Source organism: Halomonas fontilapidosi (assembly GCF_014192285.1).
Lineage (GTDB): Bacteria > Pseudomonadota > Gammaproteobacteria > Pseudomonadales > Halomonadaceae > Halomonas > Halomonas fontilapidosi.
Window position 1 is genome coordinate 628,923 of sequence record NZ_JACHXQ010000001.1, and the last position, 21,579, is coordinate 650,501.

A 21,579-nucleotide genomic window follows, 5' to 3' on the forward strand; every position below is an offset into this window, starting at 1 on the left:
CCCACAGGCGATTACTTGAGGTCGCTGACCTCGAGCTCAGCCCGGTTCTCGACCTTTTCACGGGTCTGCTCACGCTCGGCTTCCGGCAGCGGGATCAGGCCCAGGTCACCCAGGTAGCCGCCCTCGCCGATCATGGTCTCGGAGACGAACATGTCGACATAGTCGTACAGCGGCGGCACGGCCTCGGCGTGCTGGTTCTTGACGTAGAACCACAGCGAGCGAGCAATCGGGTAGTCGCCGGCACTGATCGCCTCGGGCTCCGGCGCCACGCCATCGATCGCTGTACCGACCAGGGCATCGGGGTTCTCGACCAGGAAGGAGTAGCCGAAGATACCGAAGGCCTCGGTGTCCTCTTGCAGGCGCTGGACAATCAGGTTGTCGTTCTCGCCAGCATCGATGTAGGCGCCGTCGGCGCGAATCTGGGTATAGGCCTCACCACCGTAGGCCTCCATTTCTTCTGACGGCACTTCCATGGCGAGCTCTTCGAAGGCGTCGCGGGTACCGGAGGTGCTGGGCGGGCCGTAGATGGAGATCTCGCGATCCGGCAGGGAGGCGTCGATCTCGCTCCAGTTGATGTAGGGGTTGTCGACCAGCTCGCCATCGACCGGCACCTTGGCGGCCACGGCCAGGAACAGCTGCTCGAGCGTCAGCTCGATAGCGTCGTTGGTGCTGGACTGGGCGAAGACGATACCGTCGGAACCGATCTTGACCTCGGTGACGTCGGTCACGCCGTTCTCGATGCAGCGCTCCAGCTCGGAGACCTTGATGCGGCGAGAGGCGTTGGTGATGTCCGGAGTGCCCTCGCCCACGCCGTTACAGAACAGTCGGATGCCGCCGCCGGAACCGGTGGACTCGATGACCGGCGTCGGATACTCGGTCACCGCGCCGAACTCCTCGGTGACGTAGCTCGCGAACGGGTAGACGGTGCTGGAGCCGACGATGCGGATCTGGTCGCGAGCGTGGGCCACGGTGGCCACGCCCATGACGGCGGCAGCAATGGCAGTGGTCTTGAGGATGCGATTCATGGAGCGATCTCCTGATTGGGACAGTATGCAACCTTCGCGAGTGACACCTTGCACCAGCAAGATGACAAACTGATGACATATACGTCACCTCAGCGTCATCTTTACCGGGGACAAGAAGCCCCCCTGCGGGTCACACACTGACGCAAGGAAATGACAGCATCATGACACGCTCACGTCCAGGAACGCTGTTGACGACGGGAAAGCAGGGAGACCATCACCGCTTGCGCGATGTCGCCGCCGGCGTTTCGGGCAAGGCGGTGCGCCCGGCCAGCACCCGGATGCCGAGGTTGGCCAGCAGTGACGCCCCCAGCATGGTGCCCACCATCGGCCAGGCGCTATCCACCTCGAAGGCACCCACCAGTACCCCGGCCAAGGCGCCGCTGGAGAACTGCAGGCTGCCTTGCAGGGCCGCGGCCGTGGCGCTCATGTGATGAAAGCGGTCGAGCAGTGAGGTAATGGCGTTGGGGGCAATCAGGCCGATGGTGCCAGCGAACAGCATGATCAGCGGCACCATGGTGGCGAGCGACGCCAGGCCGGTGATCACCATCAGCGCCAGTCCGATGCCGGCGGCCAGCTGGATCGCCAGCCCCAGGCGCAGGTTCTGCAGCGGCGTGCGCCACCTCAGCAGACGAATGTTGAGGCGGTTGGCGGCGACCATGGCGACCACGTTGACGCCGAATACCAGCGGATAGAGGGATGGCGTCAGGCCGAAGTGCTCGAGATAGAGAAACGGCGAGGCGGTAACGAAGGCAAACAGCCCGGCGAACGACATCGAGGCCGCGGCAATGAAGCCCATGGCCCGACGGTCGCCAAGCACGCTGGCGTAATTGGCCAACACCCTGGACGGCGTTGCCGCCGACTCACCGGGCGCTCGCGTTTCCGGCAGGCGGGTGCCCAGCAGCCACATCAGGAAACCTGCATAGACCGCCAGGAACACGAAGATCAGCCACCAGTCGGCAAGATAGAGCAGGCCACTGCCGACGACCGGGGCCACCAGCGGCGCCATCAGCATAATGATGGCCATGGTCGACATGACCTTGGCAGCTTCACGCCCGTGAAAACAGTCGCGCACGATGGCCGCCGAATTGACCACGGTCGCGCCACCGCCCAGCGCCTGCACGAATCGCCAGCTCAACAGCTCGCCAAGCGAGTCCACCGTGGTGATCACCAGACTGGCCAGCAGGAAGACCACCAGGCCGCCGAGCAGCACCGGCTTGCGCCCGACGCGGTCGGACACCGGGCCGAACACCAGCTGACCCAGGGCAAAACCGGCCAGGAAGGTAGAAAGCGACAGCTCGGTGTGGTGGATGCTCGCACCGATGTGCCCGGCAATCGCCGCCATGGCCGGCAGGTAGGCATCGATGGCAAAGGGCGCCAGAGCCGTGTTGGCGGCCACCAGCAGCGCTACGCGTCGTGCGTTGAGGGTCAAGGCGCCTCCCGGCATCACGCGACAAAAGATAGAGGGCTAATGATACCCGAAACGGCGGCGCCCTGCCTCGGCCGTCTATATTCGGTCTCTGCGCCTTGCTAGAGTGGCCCCCATGACAACCGGAGGGATCCCGCATGGCAGATGATCTGCTTTCACAACTCAAGACGATGACCACCGTGGTCGCCGACACCGGTGACCTCGACACCATTCGCCGCTTCTCGCCGACCGATGCCACGACCAACCCGTCGCTGATCCTGCAGGCGGCCCAGCACGAATCGCGCCGTGCACGGCTGGCCGAGATCGCCCGCCAGGCCACCGACATCGACGATGCCCTGGACGCGGTGGCCGTGGAGATCGGCAGCGAAGTCAGCGCGCTGATACCGGGCTACGTCTCGACCGAGGTCAGCGCGCGTCTCTCCTTCGATACCGACGCCACCCTGGCACGGGCACGCTCTCTGATCAGCCGCTACGCGCAGCATGGCGTGGGTGCCGAGCGTATCCTGATCAAGGTCGCCGCCACCTGGGAAGGCATCCGTGCCGCCCGTATCCTCGAGCGCGAAGGGATTCGTACCAACCTCACCCTGCTGTTCAGCTTTGCCCAGGCCCGGGCCTGCGCCGATGCCGGCGTCACTCTGGTCTCGCCCTTTGTCGGTCGAATACTGGACTGGCACAAGGCCCAGCAACCCGATGCCGACTTCAGTGGCGACCGCGACCCGGGCGTGCAGTCCGTCAAGCGCATCTATGAACACTTGAAGGGGCATGGCTACAGCACCATCGTGATGGGCGCGAGCTTCCGCAATGCCGGCGAGATCATTGCCCTGGCCGGCTGTGACCGCCTGACCATCTCGCCCAAGCTGCTGGAAGAACTGGCCGAGACCCGCGGTACGCTGGAGCGCCGGCTGATGCCGCTGGATGCCGAGACTCGCACCCCGGAACCCCAGGACGAGGCCGAGTTCCGCTGGGAGATGAATCAGGACGCCATGGCTACCGAAAAGCTGGCGGAGGGGATTCGCAAATTCATGGACGACCAGCGCAAGCTGGAGGCGCTGCTGAGCGAGCTGAGGAAAAGCTGAACGGCAGGAGGTCGTCGAGGCCCGGGTCAGTTACCGTGCGAGGCGGTCTGCTGGGCCTCGAGCATCTCGACCAGCGGCTGAAACTCCTCGCGGTTATGCTCGTTGAGGCGCATCAGGATACGGTGCGCCTCGAGAACCCGTTGGCGGGTTTCCTCGACGTCGGTGGGTATCTCGGGAAGGTCGCAGAGCTCACAGGTCTCGGTGATCGGTGTCTCCACCAGGGTGAAGATACGCGAGAACCCCATGACGTCCAGCATTCGCCGAACATCCGGGTTGTCGGCGATAATGGTCGGTCGCTCGGTGACGCGGCCCTGCACCGCCATGGCCACCTTGGCGAGGAAACCCAGCGCGGTGGAATCCACGTTGGTGGTGTCGCGCAGGTCGATGATCAGCGTCTCGAGGCCCGGGGTCTCGGCCAGCTGACGAGCCTGTTGGTCCAGCGTGGCACACAATGTGAGGCGCACATCCCCGCACAGTTTGAGGACGAATACCCCGGAATCGAACGCCGCCTTGATGCGGCCTTCATGGTTTATCATTGCCAAATCCGCTCAACATCATGATCGTCAGGTCGTCCGGCAGTTCCTCGTGCCCTGGCGCGCCCTTGGCGACACTTTCATCATCGTCTGCCAAGGCGCCCAGTGCAAGGCTGCCACGTAGGTCCTCCAGCGTCTCGCTGGCCAGGACCCGCTGCTCGAGTTCCCTGAGCCGTAGATCAAGCGTATCGCCCGGTAGACACTCCAATATGCCATCCGAACACAGCCACAACCGGAAGTTCTCCGGCAGTGCACAACCCAGCTGGGGATAGTCGACCCCCGGAAATAGGCCGACCGGCATCCCCTCGCCCGGCAGCGGCGTTATCTCACCGTCCGCCACCAGCAGCGGCATGGGCAGCTGAGCGCCCAGCGAATAGTGGAGATAGCGCCGCTCATGGTCAATGACCCCGACGAACAGGGTCGCATGCTTGCCGATGCCGGCATCCAGCAATTCGCGGTTGATCGCCGCCAGCCAGCGCGGCGCCAGGGCCTCGGGGTGCTCACCGTTCCACTCGTGCTGCCAGTGATTGGAGAGATACTTCAGCAGTACGGTAACGAAGGCCGAGGACGCGCCGTGGCCCGAGACGTCGGCAAAGTAGAACAGGCTGTAGCGCGCATTGAAGGCCTGGAAATCGAGAAAATCGCCCGACAGGTAGAGCGAGGGTGCCAGCCAGTAGTCGAAGTCGACGTCATTCAGGAGCTGCGGTCTCGACGGCAGCAGCTTGCGCTGGATCTGTCCACCGGCCTGCTGATCGAGACGCAGCATCGCCAGGTGGGTCTCGAGACTCTCGTTGAGCTCTTCCAGGTTCTCGTTCAGCTGAGCCAGGCGGGCACGGTCATGTTCACGCTCCGCGGCCAGCAGATGCACGTCGATGGCCTTGCCGATCATGCGCCGCAGCAAGGAGCCATGGCGCAACGGGTCGATGATGTAGTCCACCAGACCGGCATCAACCGCACGCAGCAGGTCAGCATCCTCACGCTCATCGCTGACCACCAGGGTCGGCAGACGCTCGGCAAGCCGAGTCCATTCGCCGCTGGGCACCGCTCGCGCGTGGGCCACGATGAGCGCGGTTTCCGAGGGAAGTTCCTCGATGTCGTCGGCGGCATATACCGCCAGGCCGTCGCGGGCGATGGTCTCGGCCAGGGCATCGCGCTCCGGCCCGGGCACGTCGATCACCCCGATCAGTTGCTTGGCTGGTGACATGCGGTCATGGCCTCATTCGGCGAAGGCGTCATCGAAGTCCGCTTCATCGAAGTCGAACGCCTCGTCGACGAAGGGATCTTCCCCCTGTTCGCCATCGCTGACCTCGAAGCGGCGCTGCTGCAACCAGATATCGCGAATGAAGCTGTAGCGGTCACCGCGGATCATCTCCTCCCGGTCAAGCAGGCCAGCGCGCGTATCGATGACCCGCAGGGCGGTGAGACCCATCCGCACCTCGTCATCGTCCACGTAGGTGGTCGGATAGGTATACATGTCTGCCGGAAGGCCGCCGGTATCGCGCAGCGTACTCGGACCGAGCAGCGGCAGTATCAGGTAGCGCGAATCCTCCCATCCCCAGACAGCGAGCGTCTGGCCGAAGTCCTCCTCGCGGCCGGTGATCTCCAGCTGCGTGGCAACGTCGAACAGGCCACCGAGGCCAATGGTGGTGTTGATCAGGAAGCGACCGGTGGCGATGCCGGCATTGCCGCCCTTGCCCTGCAGCAGGCTGTTGAGTGCCGTCCGCGGCTCCCCCAGGTTATAGAAGAAATTGCCTACGCCTCTCTCGACGGGATCAGGGGTAATGAAACGGTAGCCGCGCGCCGCCGGCTTCAGCGCATAGCGGTCGATCACGTCGTTGAAGGCGAACACCTTGCGATTGAAGCCCTCCCAGGGGTCGTCGGGATGTCGCTCCTGGCGCTCGCCAGTGGTGGCACACCCCGCGGTGATCCCCAGCAGAAGGACCAGCGCTACCCGCCCCGCCCACTTCATCGGACACAGTTTCATCGGCTTGCTCGCCTCCCGGCAATTCCCTGTCATGACACTCATTGGCGACGCACCACTACGCTGCCGGCACTGTATCCCGCGCCGAAGGAACAGACCACCCCGAGCGCGCCGCTCGGCAGGTCGTCCCGGTAGAGATGAAACGCGATGATCGAGCCCGCCGAGCTGGTGTTGGCATAGCGGTCGAGGATGATCGGTGCCTGCCCGGGGATCGGCTCATGGCCCAGCACGCGACGGGCGATGAGGTCGTTCATGTGGCGATTGGCCTGGTGCAGCCAGAGCCGCGACAGGTCGTCACCCGAGAGCTCGAGGCTCGCCAGGTGATCGGTGATCAGTGCCGCCACCAGCGGGCAGACCTCCTTGAAGACTCGCCGGCCTTCCTGGACGAAGAGCTTGTCGACGGCCAGAGGATCACTGTCGGTGACCCGATTGAGGAAACCGGCGTTGTTGCGGATGGCGTTGGAGAAGCGCGTCACCAGACGCGTGCCGAGCACCTCGAAGCGCTCGGCGGCCGTCGCCACCGTCTCGCTCTCCAGGACGATGGCGGTACAGGCGTCGCCGAAGATGAAGTGGCTATCGCGATCCCGGAAGTTGAGGTGCGCCGAGCAGATTTCCGGGTCGACCACCAGCGCGCGCTTGACGCTGCCGGCGCGGATGGCGTTGGCGGCGGTCTCGATGGCGAAGGTCGCCGAGCTGCAGGCGACGTTCATGTCGAAGGCATAGCCGCCCGCGCCCAGCGCGTCCTGTAGCTCCGCTGCAACGGCCGGATAGGGCCGTTCCAGGTTGGAGCAGGCGACGATGACCAGCTCGATATCGCCGGCTTCGACCCCCGCCGCCTCGAGGGCATCGCGCGCGGCGGACAGGCCCATCTCGCACTGGAGTGAGGGTGCGTCATTGTCACGCTCCGGCAGCCTCGGGCGCATCCGTGTGGGGTCAAGGATACCCTCGGCGTCGAGCACGAAGCGACTGTGGATGCCCGAGGACTTGACGATGAACTCGCTGCTGGAGTGCGCCAACGGCTCGCGCTCGCCGGCGGCGATGGCCTCGGCATGGCGCTCATTCTCTGCGTCCACCCAGGCATTGAACGAGGCCACCAGGGCCGCATTGTCAATGGCGTGCGGCGGGGTGAAGAGCCCCGTCCCGGTGATCAGCACTTGGCTCATGCTTTTCTCCCTGTGAGTTCTGTCCAGCGCTTCTCGAGGCGCTTGGTGGAGACCGGGAACTTGGTGCCCAACTGCTGGGCGAAGAGCGAGACTCGCAGCTCCTCGATCCACCAGCCGAACTCCACCAGTGCCGGGTCCTCCACGTTACCGCGACGTTCGCTCTCGCGGCGCGCGGTCAGTCGGGCCTCGAAATCCTGGACTTCCTGCATGTGCATCTGATCGCGCATACGCTCGCGCGGCGCCTTCTCCAGGCGGATCAGCGCCGCCTCCATGTAGCGGGGATACTCCTCGAGCCACTCCCCGGCCGCGCTGACGAAACCGGGCTGCACCAGCCGCTGCATCTGGGCCTTGAGGTCACTGTAGACCAGCGCCAGGGCCAGGTTTAGCTGCCCCTTGAGCGCCTTGGTCACGGCCAGGTGGCCCTTGAGGGCCTGTTCCAGGGTGGTCACCAGGGCCTCGGCCCGAGGCAGCAGCGCATCGCCTTGTGCCGCGAGACGCTGTTCCAGCGCCGCCTGCGAGCGCGGCAGTGGGTCGCTGGCCATGACCTGGCGAAACACCGCGCAAACCACATCCTCGATGAGCTGACGCTTGCTGCCCACCTTGGCGAACAGCAGCGCACAGGTATCGAGCCCCTTGAGCCGCTCGATGCCTCGCACCTGATCAGGCAACTGCTCCATGGCGGCCCTTGTCACGCCCCGGCGATGCGCCTCGCGAGCCTTGTCGGGATGGTCGAAGAGTTCGACCCGAAACGCGTCCTTGGCGGGCACCAGGGCCGGATAGGCTTCCACCCGAATTCCGGCCTGAGTGGTGACCCGCGACTCGGGCAGGGGTGTCTCGGGCAGGGCCTCGAGCTCGCTTTCGCTGCTGGCCTGCGCGGCCAGGGCACGGGCGCCCTCCCCCGCAGCCGCCTCGAAGCGACGCTCCAATTCGCGCGCGTCGCGCCCCTGGCCCAGGGTCCGCCCCTGGTGGTCGACCACCCGCAGGTTCATCACCAGGTGCGGCTCCAGCTGGTCGGTACGCCAGTCATCGGGGTGGAGGCGAACGCCGGTCTTGCGGCGCAGAAACTCGCCCAGCGCCTCGGTGAGCGGGACGTCATCCGGGCTCATGGCCTCCAGGGCAGCGTCTACCCAATCAGGGATTGGCACCACCTGGCGGCGCACCGCCTTGGGCAGCGATTTCATCAGCGCGATGCACTTCTCGCGCAGCAGACCGGGTACCAGCCACTCGAGCCGCGCCAGGGGCAACTGGGGCAGCATGGCCGCCGGCACGGTGAGGGTCACGCCGTCGTCAGCGGCCCCGGGTTCAAAATGGTAGCTGAGCGGGTAGCGCACGCCCCCGAGCATCAGTTCATCGGGATAATCGGCCTCGGTGACCTCCCCTGCCTCGCGCGCCAGCAGGGCCGCACGATCAAACTTCAGGATGTCGGGGTTGTCGCGTTCGGCCTTGCGCCGCCAGGCCTCGAAGCCCTTGCCATTGACGATGTCCTCGGGGATGCGCTCTTCATAGAACGCGAACAGCGTCTCCTCGTCGACCAGGATATCGCGCTTGCGAGCACGATCTTCCAGGTCCTCGACCTCTTCCACCAGGGCCCGATTATGGGCGAAAAACGCCCCCTTGGTTCGGAACTCGCCCTCCACCAGCGCCCGGCGGATAAAGAGCTCCCGGGACTCCTGTGGGGCGATGGGGCCATAGTGGACCTTGCGGCCGGTGACGATGGGCAGACCGAAGAGCGTGACCTGCTCGGTGGCGACCACCTGGGCGCGCTTCATTTCCCAGTGCGGCTCGGCATAGGAGCGCTTGACCAGATGGCCGGCCAGCGGCTCGATCCACTGGGGCTCGATTCGGGCCACGGTGCGCGCGAAGAGCCTGCTGGTCTCGACCAACTCGAAGGCCATCAGCCACTTGGGCGATTTCTTGGCCAGCCCCGAGCCTGGATGGATCAGGAACTTGCGGTTGCGTGCCCCCAGATACTCGCGATTCTCGGTGAGAAGGCCCAGATGCGAGAGCAGCCCGGTGAGCAGCGCCTTGTGCAGCGCCACGGCGCTTTCTCGACGGGCTTCGCGACGGACCTTGTCGTCCCTTTCCTGGTCATCGGCGACAGCACGCGGGGCGGGCGGCGGCACCTCGATGTCCATGTCGCGCAGCAGCTGGCGCAGCTGGCGGAAGGTGTCGTGCCACTCACGCAGACGCAGATAGTTGAGGTAGTGATCCTTGCACCAGCGCCGCAGCCGGTTACCGGAGAGTTCCTCACGGGCCGCCTCGAAGCCATGCCAGAGATTGAGCAGTGCCACGAAGTCCGAATCGGGGTCCTGCCAGCGGCGATGCGCCTGGTCGGCGGCCTGGCGCTTGTCGGCCGGCCGGTCTCGGGGATCCTGCACCGCCAGGCCGGCGACCACGATCAGCACATCGCGCAATCCGCCCTGCTCGGCGCCGGCCAGCACCATGCGCGCCAGGCGCGGGTCGATGGGCAACCGCGCCAGCTTGCGCCCCAGTGGGGTCAGGCGATTGCTGGCATCCACCGCGCCCAGCTCGAAGAGCAGCCGGAAGCCATCAATGACGAAGCGCGAATCCGGCGGGTCGACGAAGGGGAAGGCCTCGATATCACCGAGTTTCAGCGACAGCATCGAGAGGATCACCGAGGCGAGGTTGGTACGGCGGATCTCGGGGTCGGTGAACTCGGGCCGGGCGAGGAAGTCCTCCTCGTCGTAGAGGCGGATGCAGACCCCCTCCGCGATACGCCCGCAGCGCCCCTTGCGCTGGTTGGCGCTGGCCTGGCTGACCGGCTCCACCGGCAGGCGCTGGATCTTGGCCTTGTAGCTGTAGCGGCTGAGCCGCACCAGGCCCGGGTCGATGACGTAGCGGATGCCCGGCACGGTGAGCGAGGTCTCCGCCACGTTGGTGGAAAGCACGATGCGCCGCCCCGCATGGGACGCGAAGACACGGTTCTGCTCGGCATTGGAGAGCCGCGCGTAGAGCGGCAGGATCTCGGTGCCCTTGAGATCGGCGCGCCGCAGGGTGTCGGCAGTCTCGCGGATCTCGCGCTCGCCGGGAAGGAACACCAGGATATCGCGCGGGCCATGGAACCAGCGCCTGTCCCGCTCGACCCGCTCGATCTCTTCCACGGCGTGCAGGATGCCTTCCTGCAGGGTACGGTCCTCTTCCTCGTCGTCATCGCGCACCAGCGGCCGGTAGCGCACCTCCACCGGGTAGGTGCGCCCCGAGACCTCCACCACCGGCGCCGGCTGGACCTGCCCCGTCTCATCGTGGCGCCCGAAGTGCTCGGCGAAGCGGGTCACGTCGATGGTCGCCGAGGTGATGATCACCTTGAGATCGGGACGCCGCGCGGTGAGGCGCTTGAGGTAGCCGAGCAGGAAGTCGATGTTGAGGCTGCGCTCGTGGGCCTCATCGATGATGATCGCCTCGTAGCGCATCAGGTCCGGGTCGTGACGGGTCTCGGCGAGCAGGATGCCATCGGTCATCAGCTTGACCAGGGTGCTGTCGCTGCTCTGGTCGGTGAAGCGCACCTGGTAACCCACCTGCTCGCCCAGCGGCACCTGAAGTTCCTCGGCGAGGCGACTGGCCACCGAGCGGGCCGCCAGGCGACGCGGCTGGGTATGGCCAATCAGCCCGCGGCGCCCCAGGCCCAGCTCCAGGCAGAGCTTGGGCAACTGGGTCGTCTTGCCCGAACCGGTCTCGCCGGCCACGACCACCAACTGGTGCTCGCGCAGGGCCTCGAGAATGTCCTCACGACGTTCCGCCACCGGCAACGCCTCGGGGTACTCAAGGGCCACCGGCTGCGCCCGGCGATGCGCCACCTGCTGCCGCGAACGCTCGAGCGCACGCCGCACCTCGGCAAGGCCACGGTCCACGGGCTTGCCCTCCCTGAGGCGACGGCGCAGTCCGCGCAGGCGCTTGTCCAGGGTGGGGACATCGCGCCGCAGGGCATCAGCGAGGTCGCGGGTCAGGGCATCGAGTTCTGCAGCCTCTTGGGCCTTCGTGGCAGGGGCCTGGCGGGTCTCGGTGGTCACGTTCGCTACGATCGTCTCCGTGTCTCATTCATTAAAAAAAGCAACCCGCCCGGGACATCCGGGGCGGGCAGCATATTGTAACGCCGAGGTCACGGCGGCGCCTAATCGCGACCATCAAGCGTGGCTATCGAATGGCTAGAAAGACGCTATCGCGTGCCCAAGGGGCGCCGGCGATAACAGCGCCCCGGCCCACCCGGCTAACGTCATCACGCTTCGGCATTGTCCGTCGCCTCGTCTCTCAGCTGACGACGCAGCACTTTCCCAACGTTGGTCTTGGGCAACTCGTCGCGAAACTCCACGAACCTCGGCACCTTGTAGCCGGAGAGGTCCTTCTTGCACCAGGCGCGCAGCGTCTCGGCATCGAGGCGCTCGTCCCTGGCAACGACAAACAGCATGATCGCCTCGCCGCTGGTCTCGTCGGGCACGCCGACGGCCGCCGACTCGATCACGCCCGGATGGGCCGCCACCACGTCCTCGATCTCGTTGGGGTAGACGTTGAAGCCGGAGACCAGAATCATGTCCTTCTTGCGGTCAACGATGCGGATATAGCCATCCGACTGAAGCACGGCGATATCCCCCGTGTGGAACCAGCCCTGGTCGTCGATCGACTGTGACGTCTCGTCGTCGCGATTCCAGTAGCCCTTCATCACCTGAGGGCCTCTCACGTAAAGTTCACCGGCGACGTTGAACGCCGCGTCCTGGCCATCGGCATCCACCACCTTGACCTCGGTCCCCGCCACGGGCTTGCCGATGGTGCCGAGCTGGATCGCATCCACGGGATTGAAGCTGACGATGGGCGATGTCTCGGTCAGGCCATAGCCCTCGGCCACCGGACAGCCGGTGACCTCTTCCCAGCGCTGGGCCGCGGCACGGGTCAGGGCCATGCCACCGGAGATCGTCAGATGCAGCCGGGAGAAATCGAGGCGGCGGAAATCCTCGCGGTTGCACAGGGCGTTGAAGAGGGTGTTGAGCCCGATGAAGCCGGTGAAGGAGATCCCCTTGAGGGTCTTGACGAAGTCATCCAGGTCACGGGGGTTGGTGATCAGTACCGAGTGATTGCCGGTCTCCATCATGAACAGGCAGTTCACCGTGAAGGTGTAGATATGGTAGACGGGCAGCGGGGCGATGATGGTCTCGGCCCCGTCGCTGAGTGCCGGGCCAATGGCCTGGCGAGCCTGGAGCATATTGGCCACCAGGTTACGATGGGTCAGCATGGCCCCCTTGGGCAGCCCCGTGGTGCCACCCGTATACTGCAGCGCCGCGATATCATCCGGCTCGCGCGTCACCTCCCTGTGGCGGCGGCCCGCGCCTGCCTGGAGAGCCTGGCGAAATGGCGTGGCGCCGGGCAACGAATAGGCTGGCACCATCTTCTTGACGTACTTGACCACGGCATTGATCAACTGACGTTTGGGAAAGCCATGCAGGTCCCCCAGCTCGGTCACTACCACATGCTGGATATCGGTGCGCTCGAGAACCCGTTCGAGCTTGTCGGCCATGTTGGCCAGGATAACGATGGCGCGGACGCCAGAATCCTTGAACTGGTGGGCCATCTCGCGTTCGGTGTAGAGCGGGTTGGTATTGACCACCACCAGTCCGGCTCGCAGCGCACCGAACACAGCCACCGGAAACTGCAGCACGTTGGGCAGCTGAATGGCGATGCGGTCGCCCTCCTGCAGCGTTGTCTCCTGCTGTAGCCAGGCGGCGAAATCGCCGGAGAGACGGTCGAGCTCGGCATAGCTCAGCACGCGCCCCATGCAGCTGAACGCCGGTTTGTCGGCAAAGCGCGACACGGAGGAGTGGAAGATCTCCATTACCGAGGCGTAGTCGTCGAGTCCCTCCAGGGGCTGTCCGGTCAGGATAGCGGGCTTGGCGTTCTCGCTCATGGGCAGTCTCCATGCTGTAGCTGATATGATCAGCGGACTTGTTGTTCTATGCACTACCTTATACCAGCGGCACCACGACGTGAAACAGCCGATTGAAACTTACGTTTTAAACCGAGCTCTTATCACGCCGCCCTGCCAGACCAGTAGCTCGCCCGGCACCATGCGCACCCACTCCTCGTTGTCGGTCAGCGGCTCGGTGGCAATCACCGAGACCACATCATCGGCCGTGGTGTGCTCGGCAAAGTTCACCGTCAGCTCGGCATCCGAGAGACTGGCTCGGCCAAAGGGCGCCCGTCGAGTGATGTGCGCCAGCTTGGTGGAACAGAAGGTGTAGAGGTAATCGCCGTCGGCCAGCAACAGGTTGAAGACGCCCAGGCCTCGCAGCCGCTCACATAGCTCATGAAGAAGCTGCCAGAGGGCGTGACGCCGGGCGTCATCCTGTGGTGGCTCCGGAAAGGCACGCCGCAACTCGCCAAGCAGCCAGCAGAAGGCATGCTCACTGTCGGTGCTTCCCACCGGGCGGTAGAAGGAGTGCGACAACGCCTGCCAGTCAGCAAGTTGGCCGTTGTGAGCATAGCACCACGGCTGCCCCCACATTTCGCGAACAAAAGGGTGGGTATTGGCCAGGCGTACCTGCCCGACATTGGCCTGCCGAATATGGCTGATAACGATGTTGGACTTGATCGGGTAGTCGCAGATCAGCCGGGCAATGGGCGAATGCACCGACGGATGGGGATCACGGAAGTCACGGTAGCCGCCCTCCTCGTAGAACGCGATGCCCCAGCCATCGCGATGTGGCCCGGTGCCCCCGCCACGGTGCAGGAAGCCGGTGAAGCTGAAGCAGATGTCGGTCGGCACATTGGCGCTCATGCCAAGCAGTTCACACATGCGGTTCCTCCCGGCGCACAGGGTGTCGCGCGCGGCGACGACGCAACAAGAAGCTGATCACCAGGCATAGCGCCACGATCAGCGCCACCGCGGCCCACAGTCGCGGGTCTCGGTGATGCGCCTGCCACAGCCGCTGCAGGCCCGGGACGCCTGCCTGCCAGAGACCAACCGCCTTCTCGGGCAGGCGATTGGCCCAGGCGACGAAGCGGTCGGCCATGGTGTCGGCGGCAGGCCGCGAGGCAGCGCCTTGCTCGCCGCCCTCGAAACGCTCGGTACCAAGGGTCCGCCCAGGCGCGTCTGCCAGGTCGATGCCGACACGTCCGTCGGGATTGAGTATCAGGCGGGGCAGGGACAACTCGCGCGTCTCGCCCTGCTGCTCGATAACGGCCGTCAACAGTAGTGGCTGACTCTGCCCCTCGTCGAGTTCGGGCAGGGCGATAACCCAGCGCGAGGCGCCGACGGCGCGGGCCTCGAGACGCTCTCCCTGCAGTTCGCCATGAATCGTGGTGTTGTCATGACTCAGCCGAGGATGTTCGGCGGCCAGTACCACGCGGCCCTGCCGGGGGCGATATACCGCGCCGATGGCCGGCAGCACGTTGACCGCCTGCACCCGCTGACGCTGGAACCCCGGCCCCTCGGCCCGGAATACCAGGCGCGCATTGCCGGTGAGCGCCGGCGCCGGCAGGCGACCACGATAACGCCCCGCCTCGGGCTGCAAGCTAATCCGCGACTGAATATCGCCCTCGGCATCCTGCAGCGAGACCGACAGGGAGGGGGCCTGCTTTTCCGCGTCGAGGGGATCGCCGTCGCGCTCCACCCAGGCCTCGACGGGCACCTCGAAGCCCAGGTAGAGCGTGGTCGGTAGCTCGGCGGTGCGCAGGTGGAGCGAGGAGGCAACATTGATGCGACTGCCCTCGCCCACCGGCCCTTCCAGTCGCCACTCGCCGATCTGGGGATCGGGCACCCGGATCAGGTCAAAGCGCGGATCCACCTGCCAGCGAATGGCGCCTGGCGCCTCATTGGCCCGATAGCGCGTGCCGTCGGGGGCGATCAGGGTCAGGGGCGTATCCTCGGGCTGATGGAAAACCAGCGCCGAGAACGTCTCGACGGCGTCGTCGATGACGAAGCGCCCCTCCTCGAGAGGAACCTGGTCGGCCGGAAAGATCCGCTCAACAATGTCGAGAAAGGCGCCCAGCAGTCCTTCCGGGTTTTCGGCGAGTGACGCCAGGCCGCCGGTGGACTGGGCCAGCCGCTCCACCAAGGCCAGGTCGGCCTGGCCGGAGAAGGCGATGGCATGGATGGTCACACCCCGGTCGGCCAGGTCGGTCGCCAGCTCGTCCAGGAGTCGACGACGCGAGGCCTCATCGACCTCCGGCTTACTCCCTTGGGCGGGGGACAGGTCGATCATGCCATCGGTAAGCAGTACCAGATGCCGCCAGCCGTTGGCATCCGCCCTTGCCGCCTCACGCAGGGCCGCCTCGATATCGGTGTACTGCTGGTAATCCTGCAGGGCCGGCGGCAGGGCCAGGGCCCGTTCGAGCCAGGCCGCATCCACCTCGCCCAGCGGCAGAGGATTATCGACTGTCTCACCGAAGGTCCAGATGCCCGCCGTGGCGCCATTGGGTAACAGCGCCACCAGCATCTCCAGGGCGCTGAGCGCCAGTCGCTCGGGATCGTTGTCCTTCATGCTGCCAGAGACATCCACCACCACCCGGACGTCCGGGTGCTCCTCCCAGTCGACCTGAGCCGGCGCCAGGCTTGCCCACAGCCACAGGGCACAGCCCAGCGTGAGCATGCAGATCAGTCGACCGCAGGGCCCTGGCATGCCATTCCCGCCCATCAAGGCTCCTTAGCCGATCATCGGCTCCTGGCGCTCGCCTCGACCACCGCGGCGACGGTTGGCGGGCGCCTCGTCGGCCATGTCCACGTAGGCATCATCATCGAGGGTGTCGCGATGGCGGCCACGCCACCACAGCAGCAGCCCCACCAGGACACCCACTCCGGCGCCCACGGCGACCAGCGAGGCCGCCGAGACGAACGAGGCACCGTTGCCCTCGAGAAAGGCCACGGCCGCCACCACCACCGCGGGGGCGAAGCCGGTATAGAACTCACCCTCCTCGAGCAGCGGCAGGCGGAAATGGGCCGGCGCCCACATCACACCGGCCACCAGCCAGGTGACCACCAGCCGCGGCAAGCGCGCCAGGAAGGCCAGCCCGAGATAGCCAGTTAACAGCACCACCAGCGACAACACGCCATAGACAAGCCATAGTAGGGACATTGAATCCGAAATCAGCATCACGACCTCGCGACCAGTGCGTCGATGACGCACGTTCTTGAAAATACACTGAGTATGGTACATCTCGCGCAATGAAAGCACAGCCGCCACGTGACCAGGCCCCCGAGACGCCTGCCGATGACCCCGTATACCGCTTCCGGGATGTCGATGACCCAGCATGGCACTGGCTGGAGAACCGCGATGACCCAACGGTCAGCGACTTCCTCAAAGCCGCCAACGAAGAGTCGCGTTGCTGGTTCTCGCCCCTCGACGATCTGGTCGAGCGCCTCTACCACGGCCACCTGGCTCGCCGCGAACTGGCCGTCCACGGGCTGAGGACACCGCTGGACCACTACACGGTGTGGAGCGTGACGGCGGTGGATGCCGACTACCCGGTCTGGTGGCGCCACCCCAATGGCGACGCCGATGCCGCGGAGTGCTTCCTCGACCTGCAGGCCAGGGCCCGCGAGCATGACTTTCTCGAGGTAGGCGACATGGCGCTGTCCCCGGACGAGGCCTGGCTGGCCTGGACCGAGGACACTCGCGGCGACGAGACCTACACCCTCTACCTCAAGCACCTGCCCGACGGTGCGCCCGAGGTGCTGCTCGAGGAGATCGGCCCCGAAATCGGCTGGGCCGAGGACAACACCACCCTGCTCTTCACCCGCTACGACGCCACCCAGCGCCCGGAGAGCATCTGGCGCCTGCCGCTGGCGACCGGTAAGGCCGATGAGCCGGCCCTGGTGCTGCGCGAGGAGGATCCGCAGTTCTGGCTGGGCATGGGCAAGACGCGCTCCCGCGAGTGGCTCGTGCTGGAGAGCGCCTCCAAGGACACCAGCGAGAGCTACCTGATACCCGCTCGGGCGCCAGCCACGGCGCCGCGCTGCTTCCGCCCCAGGGAAAACGGGGTGGAATATGCGCTGGACCACCGCCCCGGCCACTTCTATGTGTTGCACAACCGGGAGGCCACCCACTTCCAGCTCGATGTGCTGGCCGAGCAGCAGCTGGGCGAATCCGACCCCGCCACCCACTGGCAGCCGCTGATCGCCCACCGCGACGATGACACTCTGGAAGGCGTCGACGCCTTCGAATGGGGGCTGGTGATCACCGAACGCGACCATCACGAGGCTCAGGTGCATCTGCGCGTCCTCGAGCTGGATACCGACCACGCCATCACCCGCGACGAACGCCTGCCACTGCCGGAGCTGCCCTGCAGCCTGGCACTGGGTGATGCGCCCCACTTCGATACCCGCTGCCTGCGGCTGCGCGAGGAGTCGTTCATCCTGCCGGTGTCCTGGCTCGAGCATGACCTCGATAGTGGCCAGCGACGCCTGCTCAAGCAGCAGCCGATCCATGGCGACCTGCAGCCGGAACAGCTGGTCTGTGAACGTCTCTGGGCGACCTCCCACGATGGCGAACGCGTCCCCGTCTCGGTGGTGATGCGCGCCGACCTGGCCGGCCACCCGTTGCCTACCCTGCTCTATGGCTACGGCGCCTACGGCGAAGTGCTCGACCCCTGGTTCTCGGTGGCCCGGCTGGAACTGCTGGCGCGCGGCGCCGCTTTTGCCGTGGCGCACGTGCGCGGCGGCGGCGATCGTGGCGAGCCCTGGTACCTGGCCGGCAAGCTCGAGCACAAGGCGAACAGCTTCCACGACTTCCTCGCCGCCCGCGACGCCCTGGTCGAGAAAGGCTTCAGCGACGGCGAGCGCATTGCGGCCTACGGCGCCAGTGCCGGGGGGCTGCTGGTCAGCGCGAGCCTCAACCTGGCCCCGGAAGCCTTCTGCGCCGCGGTCCTCGACGTCCCCTTCGTCGACGTGCTGCGCACCATGGAGAACCCCGACCTGCCACTTACCACCGCAGAGTACACCGAATGGGGCGACCCCCGCGAGCCCGAGGCACGACGCCGCATCGGCAACTACTCACCGCTGGACAACCTCTCGGCACAACCCTGGCCGGCGGTCTTCCTGCAGGGCAGCTGGCACGACACCCGGGTGCCTTACTGGGAACCCGCAAAGCTCTATGCTCGCCTCAGGGAGCTGGACCGTAACCCGGGGGGTGAGGACCCATCGTCGACAGACCGCCCAGCGGAGGGCCGCCCCGCGGCGGATCGCCGCCCCGCGGAGGGCCGCCCCATCCTCCTACGGACCGATATGGCCGCCGGCCACGGTGGGGCCTCGGGACGCTTCAAGGCCTGGCACGACAACGCCCGCCAGGATGCCTTCCTTCTCTGGGCACTGGGGCTCGAGGGCCGGGACGCCTGATCCTGATGTCTAGGTCGCAAGGGACCCGGCCGAGGCCGGGTCCCTTGCATACCGATCAGGCTGCAGTGGCGTCAGCTGCCACCGCCGGCACCACCACCGGCGCCACCCCCGGCACCGCCACCGGCACCGCCACCGGCACCACCGCCAGAGCCGCCGCCGGAACCGCCGCCGGAACCGCCGCCGGAACCGCCGCCGGAACCACCACCGGAGCCGCCGCCGGAACCGCCACCAGAACCACCGCCGGAGCCGCCACCCGAGCCGCCGCCGGAACCGCCACCCCCACCACCGGAATGAATCAGGCCGTTGTCACCACTGCCATCGTCGGTGCCGTCATCCGTGCCATCATCGCTGCCGTCATCGGTGCCGTCGTCGGTGCCGTCATCGGTGCCGTCATCGGTGCCGTCATCGGTGCCGTCGTCGGTGCCGTCATCGGTGCCGTCATCGGTGCCGTCGTCGGTGCCGTCGTCGGTGCCGTCGTCGGTGCCGTCGTCCGTGCCAACATCGGTACCATCGTCCGTGCCGCCACTCGTATCGTCGTCGGCGCCGCCATCGCTGGCGGCCAGCACGACGTCACTTCCGTCGCGTGCGCTGGACAGGGCCGTTCCCCGGTCTCCGGCGCTCGGCGGGTAGAGCAGCAGCAGCTGTTCGGGGCTTTGCCGCGTCGGCAGCCATGACTGCAGCTGCGCCATCTCCTGGTCGTCGAGTACCCGGCCCTCGTTCATGAGGTCGTTGAACATCGCCGCCATTTCGTCGTCGCTGAGAGTCTGTCCACTCCACGAGGACGACTGCGCCGCCACACCGGAAGAGGCCAGGGCACCCATCGCCAAGGCAAGCGCTAACTTCCTGAAACCTTTCATGATGCATCCCCTCGTCGTTATCCCATGCCCCCCGGACGTGACACGCCATGCTCACGTCCACGCTGGACAACAAACTGTTACACACAGCAAAGCATCGTCCTCGCCGGTGATCGGCGCCATAGGACGAAGCCATGAAACAAGGGGCGCTGGGGTATGAGCGTGGACGCCTACCGCGTATGAGGCGTCTCAGGCATGGAGCGGAGGGCGCCCCGATGCAGGGCGTGGATCAGGCATCGATGGGGAGGATGGCGATGATGTGCTCCTCGAGCTCCTCCTCGGGCACCTCGCGCTGCGAGACGGCGAAGCTGCGAACGCTGATGCCCTTGCGGTGCATGCGTTCCGGCCCGCCGGCGATGAGCGGGTGCCAGGCGGCCAGCTTGCGCCCTTCCGCCACTCGCCGATAGGCGCAGGATTTCGGCAGCCAGCGGAAATCGTCGATACGCTTGGGGGTCAGCTGCGTACAGTCGGGCACCCTCGCGAAGCGATGGGCATAGTCACTGCAGCGACAGCTGTCAATATCCAGCAGCTCGCAGGCGACGTTGAGCACCGCCAGGTCGCCGGACTCCTCGTCCTGAAACTTGAGCAGACAGCACTGGCCACACCCGTCGCAGAGCGCCTCCCACTCCTCGCCGGTGAGCTCCTCGAGGTCGAAGCGCTCCCAGAATCGTTCTCTCATCGTGGCTCGCCCCCCTGGGATTCGCCTTTCACTACGCCTCAGTTGGCTACAGGGTCAGACCTGTATTCCTTTTAGTAACGTGCCTCGGTCGGCGTGCGGTAGAGGTCCAGCAGATAGTCCTCCTTGGCCGGCGGCATCTGCAGGTAGTAGCCCTTGTCGCGGATGGCGGCCATGACGTCCTTGGCCCTGGCTCGCCCCAGCGTCCGCTCGGGGGTGAGAATCAGCGTCATGGCGGGCAGCGGCCTGCCGAACTGCTCGAGCAGCGCCTCGGGCACCTCCTCGAGGCCCTGGCGCTTGTCGACGTAGAGATACATCTGCTCCTTGCGCGCGCTCTTGAAGACCTGGCAGAGCAGCTTGTCACCCCGCATGCGATCATCGCTCATCGGGATATCTCCTCGAGGGCCGCCGACAGGCCTGCATTCAGCCGCTCGCCGCGCCAGCCCCCGGGCAGCGGCAACGGCTGGCCCGTGAGATCGGCGCCCACCAGGGCCTCCAGGTCACGCCGCTTGAGCAGCACCTCGGGTGCCACGCCGAGGGCGTCGGCATCGGCATTCACCACCTTCTTCAGCGCCTTGAGGCGCTGCTTGAACTCGGGGGCCATCGGCGAGAGCGGCACCGTCGGCAGTTCGCTCTCATCGACGTGTTGGGCCTCGCGCACCAGCCGCAGCAACTCGTCGCCCTCGCGCTTGATCAGCGGCGACTTGAGGCCCTCGACGCGGGCCAGTTCAAAGCGGTTCTCCGGCAGTTGCTCGGCAATGGCGTAGAGCAGCCGGTCCGGCACCAGCCATCCGCGTGGCACATCGCGGCGCCGAGCCTCGCCCTCGCGCCACTGGGTCAGACGCCGGTAGGCTTCCACCTGACGCGGCGCGAGCCGCCACAGCTGGCGATGGCGCAGATACCACTGGCCATCGGCAGCGTCGCTGCGGGCCGAGAGCGCCACCAGGTCTGCACAGTCCGCTTCAAGCCAGGCGCGACGCCCCTGGCGCTCCAGCGCCTCGCACTGGCGCCGCCACACCTCCAGCAGGTAGACCACGTCAAGGGCGGCGTAGAGCTGCTGTGTCTCGCTGAGCGGGCGCTTGAGCCAGTCGGAACGGGTCTCGTCCTTGGGCAGGGTCTCGCCGACCCAGGTCTCCACCAGCCTCTGGTAGCCCATGGAGGGCACCTCACTAAGCAGCGCCTGGGCGATCTGGGTATCTACCAGCGGCGCAACCGGCACGCCGGCCCAGTGCGCGAAGACCTCAAGGTCCTCGCTGGAAGCATGCAGCAGCTTGAGCGGTCCCGACGACAAAAGCCGCCGGAAATCCGCGGTGCAGGCCACCTCCAGGGGATCCACCAGGAAGGCGGGACCGCCCGCCGTGAACTGGATCAGCGCCGGCACCGGGTGGAAGGTGCTCTCGCGAAAGAACTCGGTGTCCAGCGCGATCACGTCGGCCGACGCCACCTCGGCGCAGGCGGCATCGAGGGCCTCGGGGGTATCGATCCAGTGAATCTCGGGGGTCAGGGGCAT

Annotated in this window: 17 protein-coding genes; 2 read left to right on the forward strand and 15 right to left on the reverse strand. The window is 66.2% G+C overall.

Annotated elements, in window-relative coordinates:
- Positions 1–11 precede the first annotated feature (11 nt).
- Together FHR95_RS02905 and FHR95_RS02910 are read right to left on the reverse strand one after the other, a co-directional pair.
- Positions 12–1,025 (reverse strand): substrate-binding domain-containing protein, encoded by a 1,014-nt coding sequence (locus tag FHR95_RS02905; RefSeq protein ID WP_183313278.1) that lies wholly within the window; start codon positions 1,023–1,025, stop codon positions 12–14.
- A gap of 214 nt (positions 1,026–1,239) precedes the next feature.
- The gene (locus tag FHR95_RS02910; RefSeq protein WP_183313279.1) at positions 1,240–2,454 is read right to left on the reverse strand and encodes a multidrug effflux MFS transporter; all 1,215 of its coding nucleotides are present in this window, start codon (positions 2,452–2,454) and stop codon (positions 1,240–1,242) included.
- Between the two features lie 134 nt (positions 2,455–2,588).
- Between FHR95_RS02910 and tal the strand changes: the two genes are divergently transcribed.
- Positions 2,589–3,527, forward strand: a complete 939-nt coding sequence (gene tal, locus FHR95_RS02915; protein WP_183313280.1) for a transaldolase — start codon at positions 2,589–2,591, stop codon at positions 3,525–3,527.
- Between the two features lie 26 nt (positions 3,528–3,553).
- Here the strand turns inward: tal and FHR95_RS02920 are convergent, their stop codons facing one another.
- From FHR95_RS02920 to FHR95_RS02960, 9 genes are all read right to left on the reverse strand, one after another.
- Positions 3,554–4,063, reverse strand: a complete 510-nt coding sequence (locus tag FHR95_RS02920) for an STAS domain-containing protein (RefSeq protein ID WP_040186097.1) — start codon at positions 4,061–4,063, stop codon at positions 3,554–3,556.
- Positions 4,050–5,264, reverse strand: a complete 1,215-nt coding sequence (locus FHR95_RS02925; protein WP_183313281.1) for a PP2C family protein-serine/threonine phosphatase — start codon at positions 5,262–5,264, stop codon at positions 4,050–4,052. Before FHR95_RS02925 ends, FHR95_RS02920 begins: the two co-directional genes overlap by 14 nt.
- 12 nt (positions 5,265–5,276) lie before the next feature.
- A complete protein-coding gene (locus FHR95_RS02930; protein WP_183313282.1) occupies positions 5,277–6,044 on the reverse strand; it encodes an MlaA family lipoprotein in 768 nt (255 codons plus the stop codon).
- Between the two features lie 38 nt (positions 6,045–6,082).
- Positions 6,083–7,204 (reverse strand): beta-ketoacyl-ACP synthase III, encoded by a 1,122-nt coding sequence (locus tag FHR95_RS02935; protein ID WP_183313283.1) that lies wholly within the window; start codon positions 7,202–7,204, stop codon positions 6,083–6,085.
- Positions 7,201–11,232 (reverse strand): ATP-dependent RNA helicase HrpA, encoded by a 4,032-nt coding sequence (hrpA, locus tag FHR95_RS02940; RefSeq protein WP_183313284.1) that lies wholly within the window; start codon positions 11,230–11,232, stop codon positions 7,201–7,203. Before hrpA ends, FHR95_RS02935 begins: the two co-directional genes overlap by 4 nt.
- A 206-nt stretch (positions 11,233–11,438) precedes the next feature.
- On the reverse strand, positions 11,439–13,115 hold the full coding sequence (locus tag FHR95_RS02945; protein WP_183313285.1) for an AMP-binding protein: 1,677 nt from the start codon (positions 13,113–13,115) through the stop codon (positions 11,439–11,441).
- 99 nt (positions 13,116–13,214) lie between these two features.
- Positions 13,215–14,003, reverse strand: coding sequence for a class II glutamine amidotransferase (locus FHR95_RS02950; RefSeq protein ID WP_040186084.1), 789 nt, complete (start codon positions 14,001–14,003; stop codon positions 13,215–13,217).
- On the reverse strand, positions 13,996–15,828 hold the full coding sequence (locus FHR95_RS02955; RefSeq protein ID WP_183313286.1) for a VWA domain-containing protein: 1,833 nt from the start codon (positions 15,826–15,828) through the stop codon (positions 13,996–13,998). Before FHR95_RS02955 ends, FHR95_RS02950 begins: the two co-directional genes overlap by 8 nt.
- 24 nt (positions 15,829–15,852) lie before the next feature.
- A complete protein-coding gene (locus FHR95_RS02960) occupies positions 15,853–16,281 on the reverse strand; it encodes a hypothetical protein (protein ID WP_246378329.1) in 429 nt (142 codons plus the stop codon).
- A gap of 89 nt (positions 16,282–16,370) precedes the next feature.
- On the opposite strand from FHR95_RS02960, the gene FHR95_RS02965 reads away from it, so the two are divergent.
- Entirely contained in the window at positions 16,371–18,539 is a 2,169-nt protein-coding gene (locus FHR95_RS02965; protein WP_183313288.1) for a S9 family peptidase, read from the forward strand.
- Between the two features lie 71 nt (positions 18,540–18,610).
- Here FHR95_RS02965 and FHR95_RS02970 read toward each other — a convergent pair whose 3' ends face one another.
- From FHR95_RS02970 to rnd, 4 genes are all read right to left on the reverse strand, one after another.
- Positions 18,611–19,396 (reverse strand): hypothetical protein, encoded by a 786-nt coding sequence (locus tag FHR95_RS02970; RefSeq protein WP_183313289.1) that lies wholly within the window; start codon positions 19,394–19,396, stop codon positions 18,611–18,613.
- A 226-nt stretch (positions 19,397–19,622) separates the two neighbouring features.
- Entirely contained in the window at positions 19,623–20,072 is a 450-nt protein-coding gene (locus FHR95_RS02975) for a YcgN family cysteine cluster protein (protein ID WP_183313290.1), read from the reverse strand.
- A gap of 71 nt (positions 20,073–20,143) precedes the next feature.
- Positions 20,144–20,455 (reverse strand): YcgL domain-containing protein, encoded by a 312-nt coding sequence (locus FHR95_RS02980; protein ID WP_052448749.1) that lies wholly within the window; start codon positions 20,453–20,455, stop codon positions 20,144–20,146.
- Complete coding sequence (gene rnd, locus FHR95_RS02985) at positions 20,452–21,579, reverse strand: ribonuclease D (protein ID WP_183313291.1); 1,128 nt, start codon at positions 21,577–21,579, stop codon at positions 20,452–20,454. Before rnd ends, FHR95_RS02980 begins: the two co-directional genes overlap by 4 nt.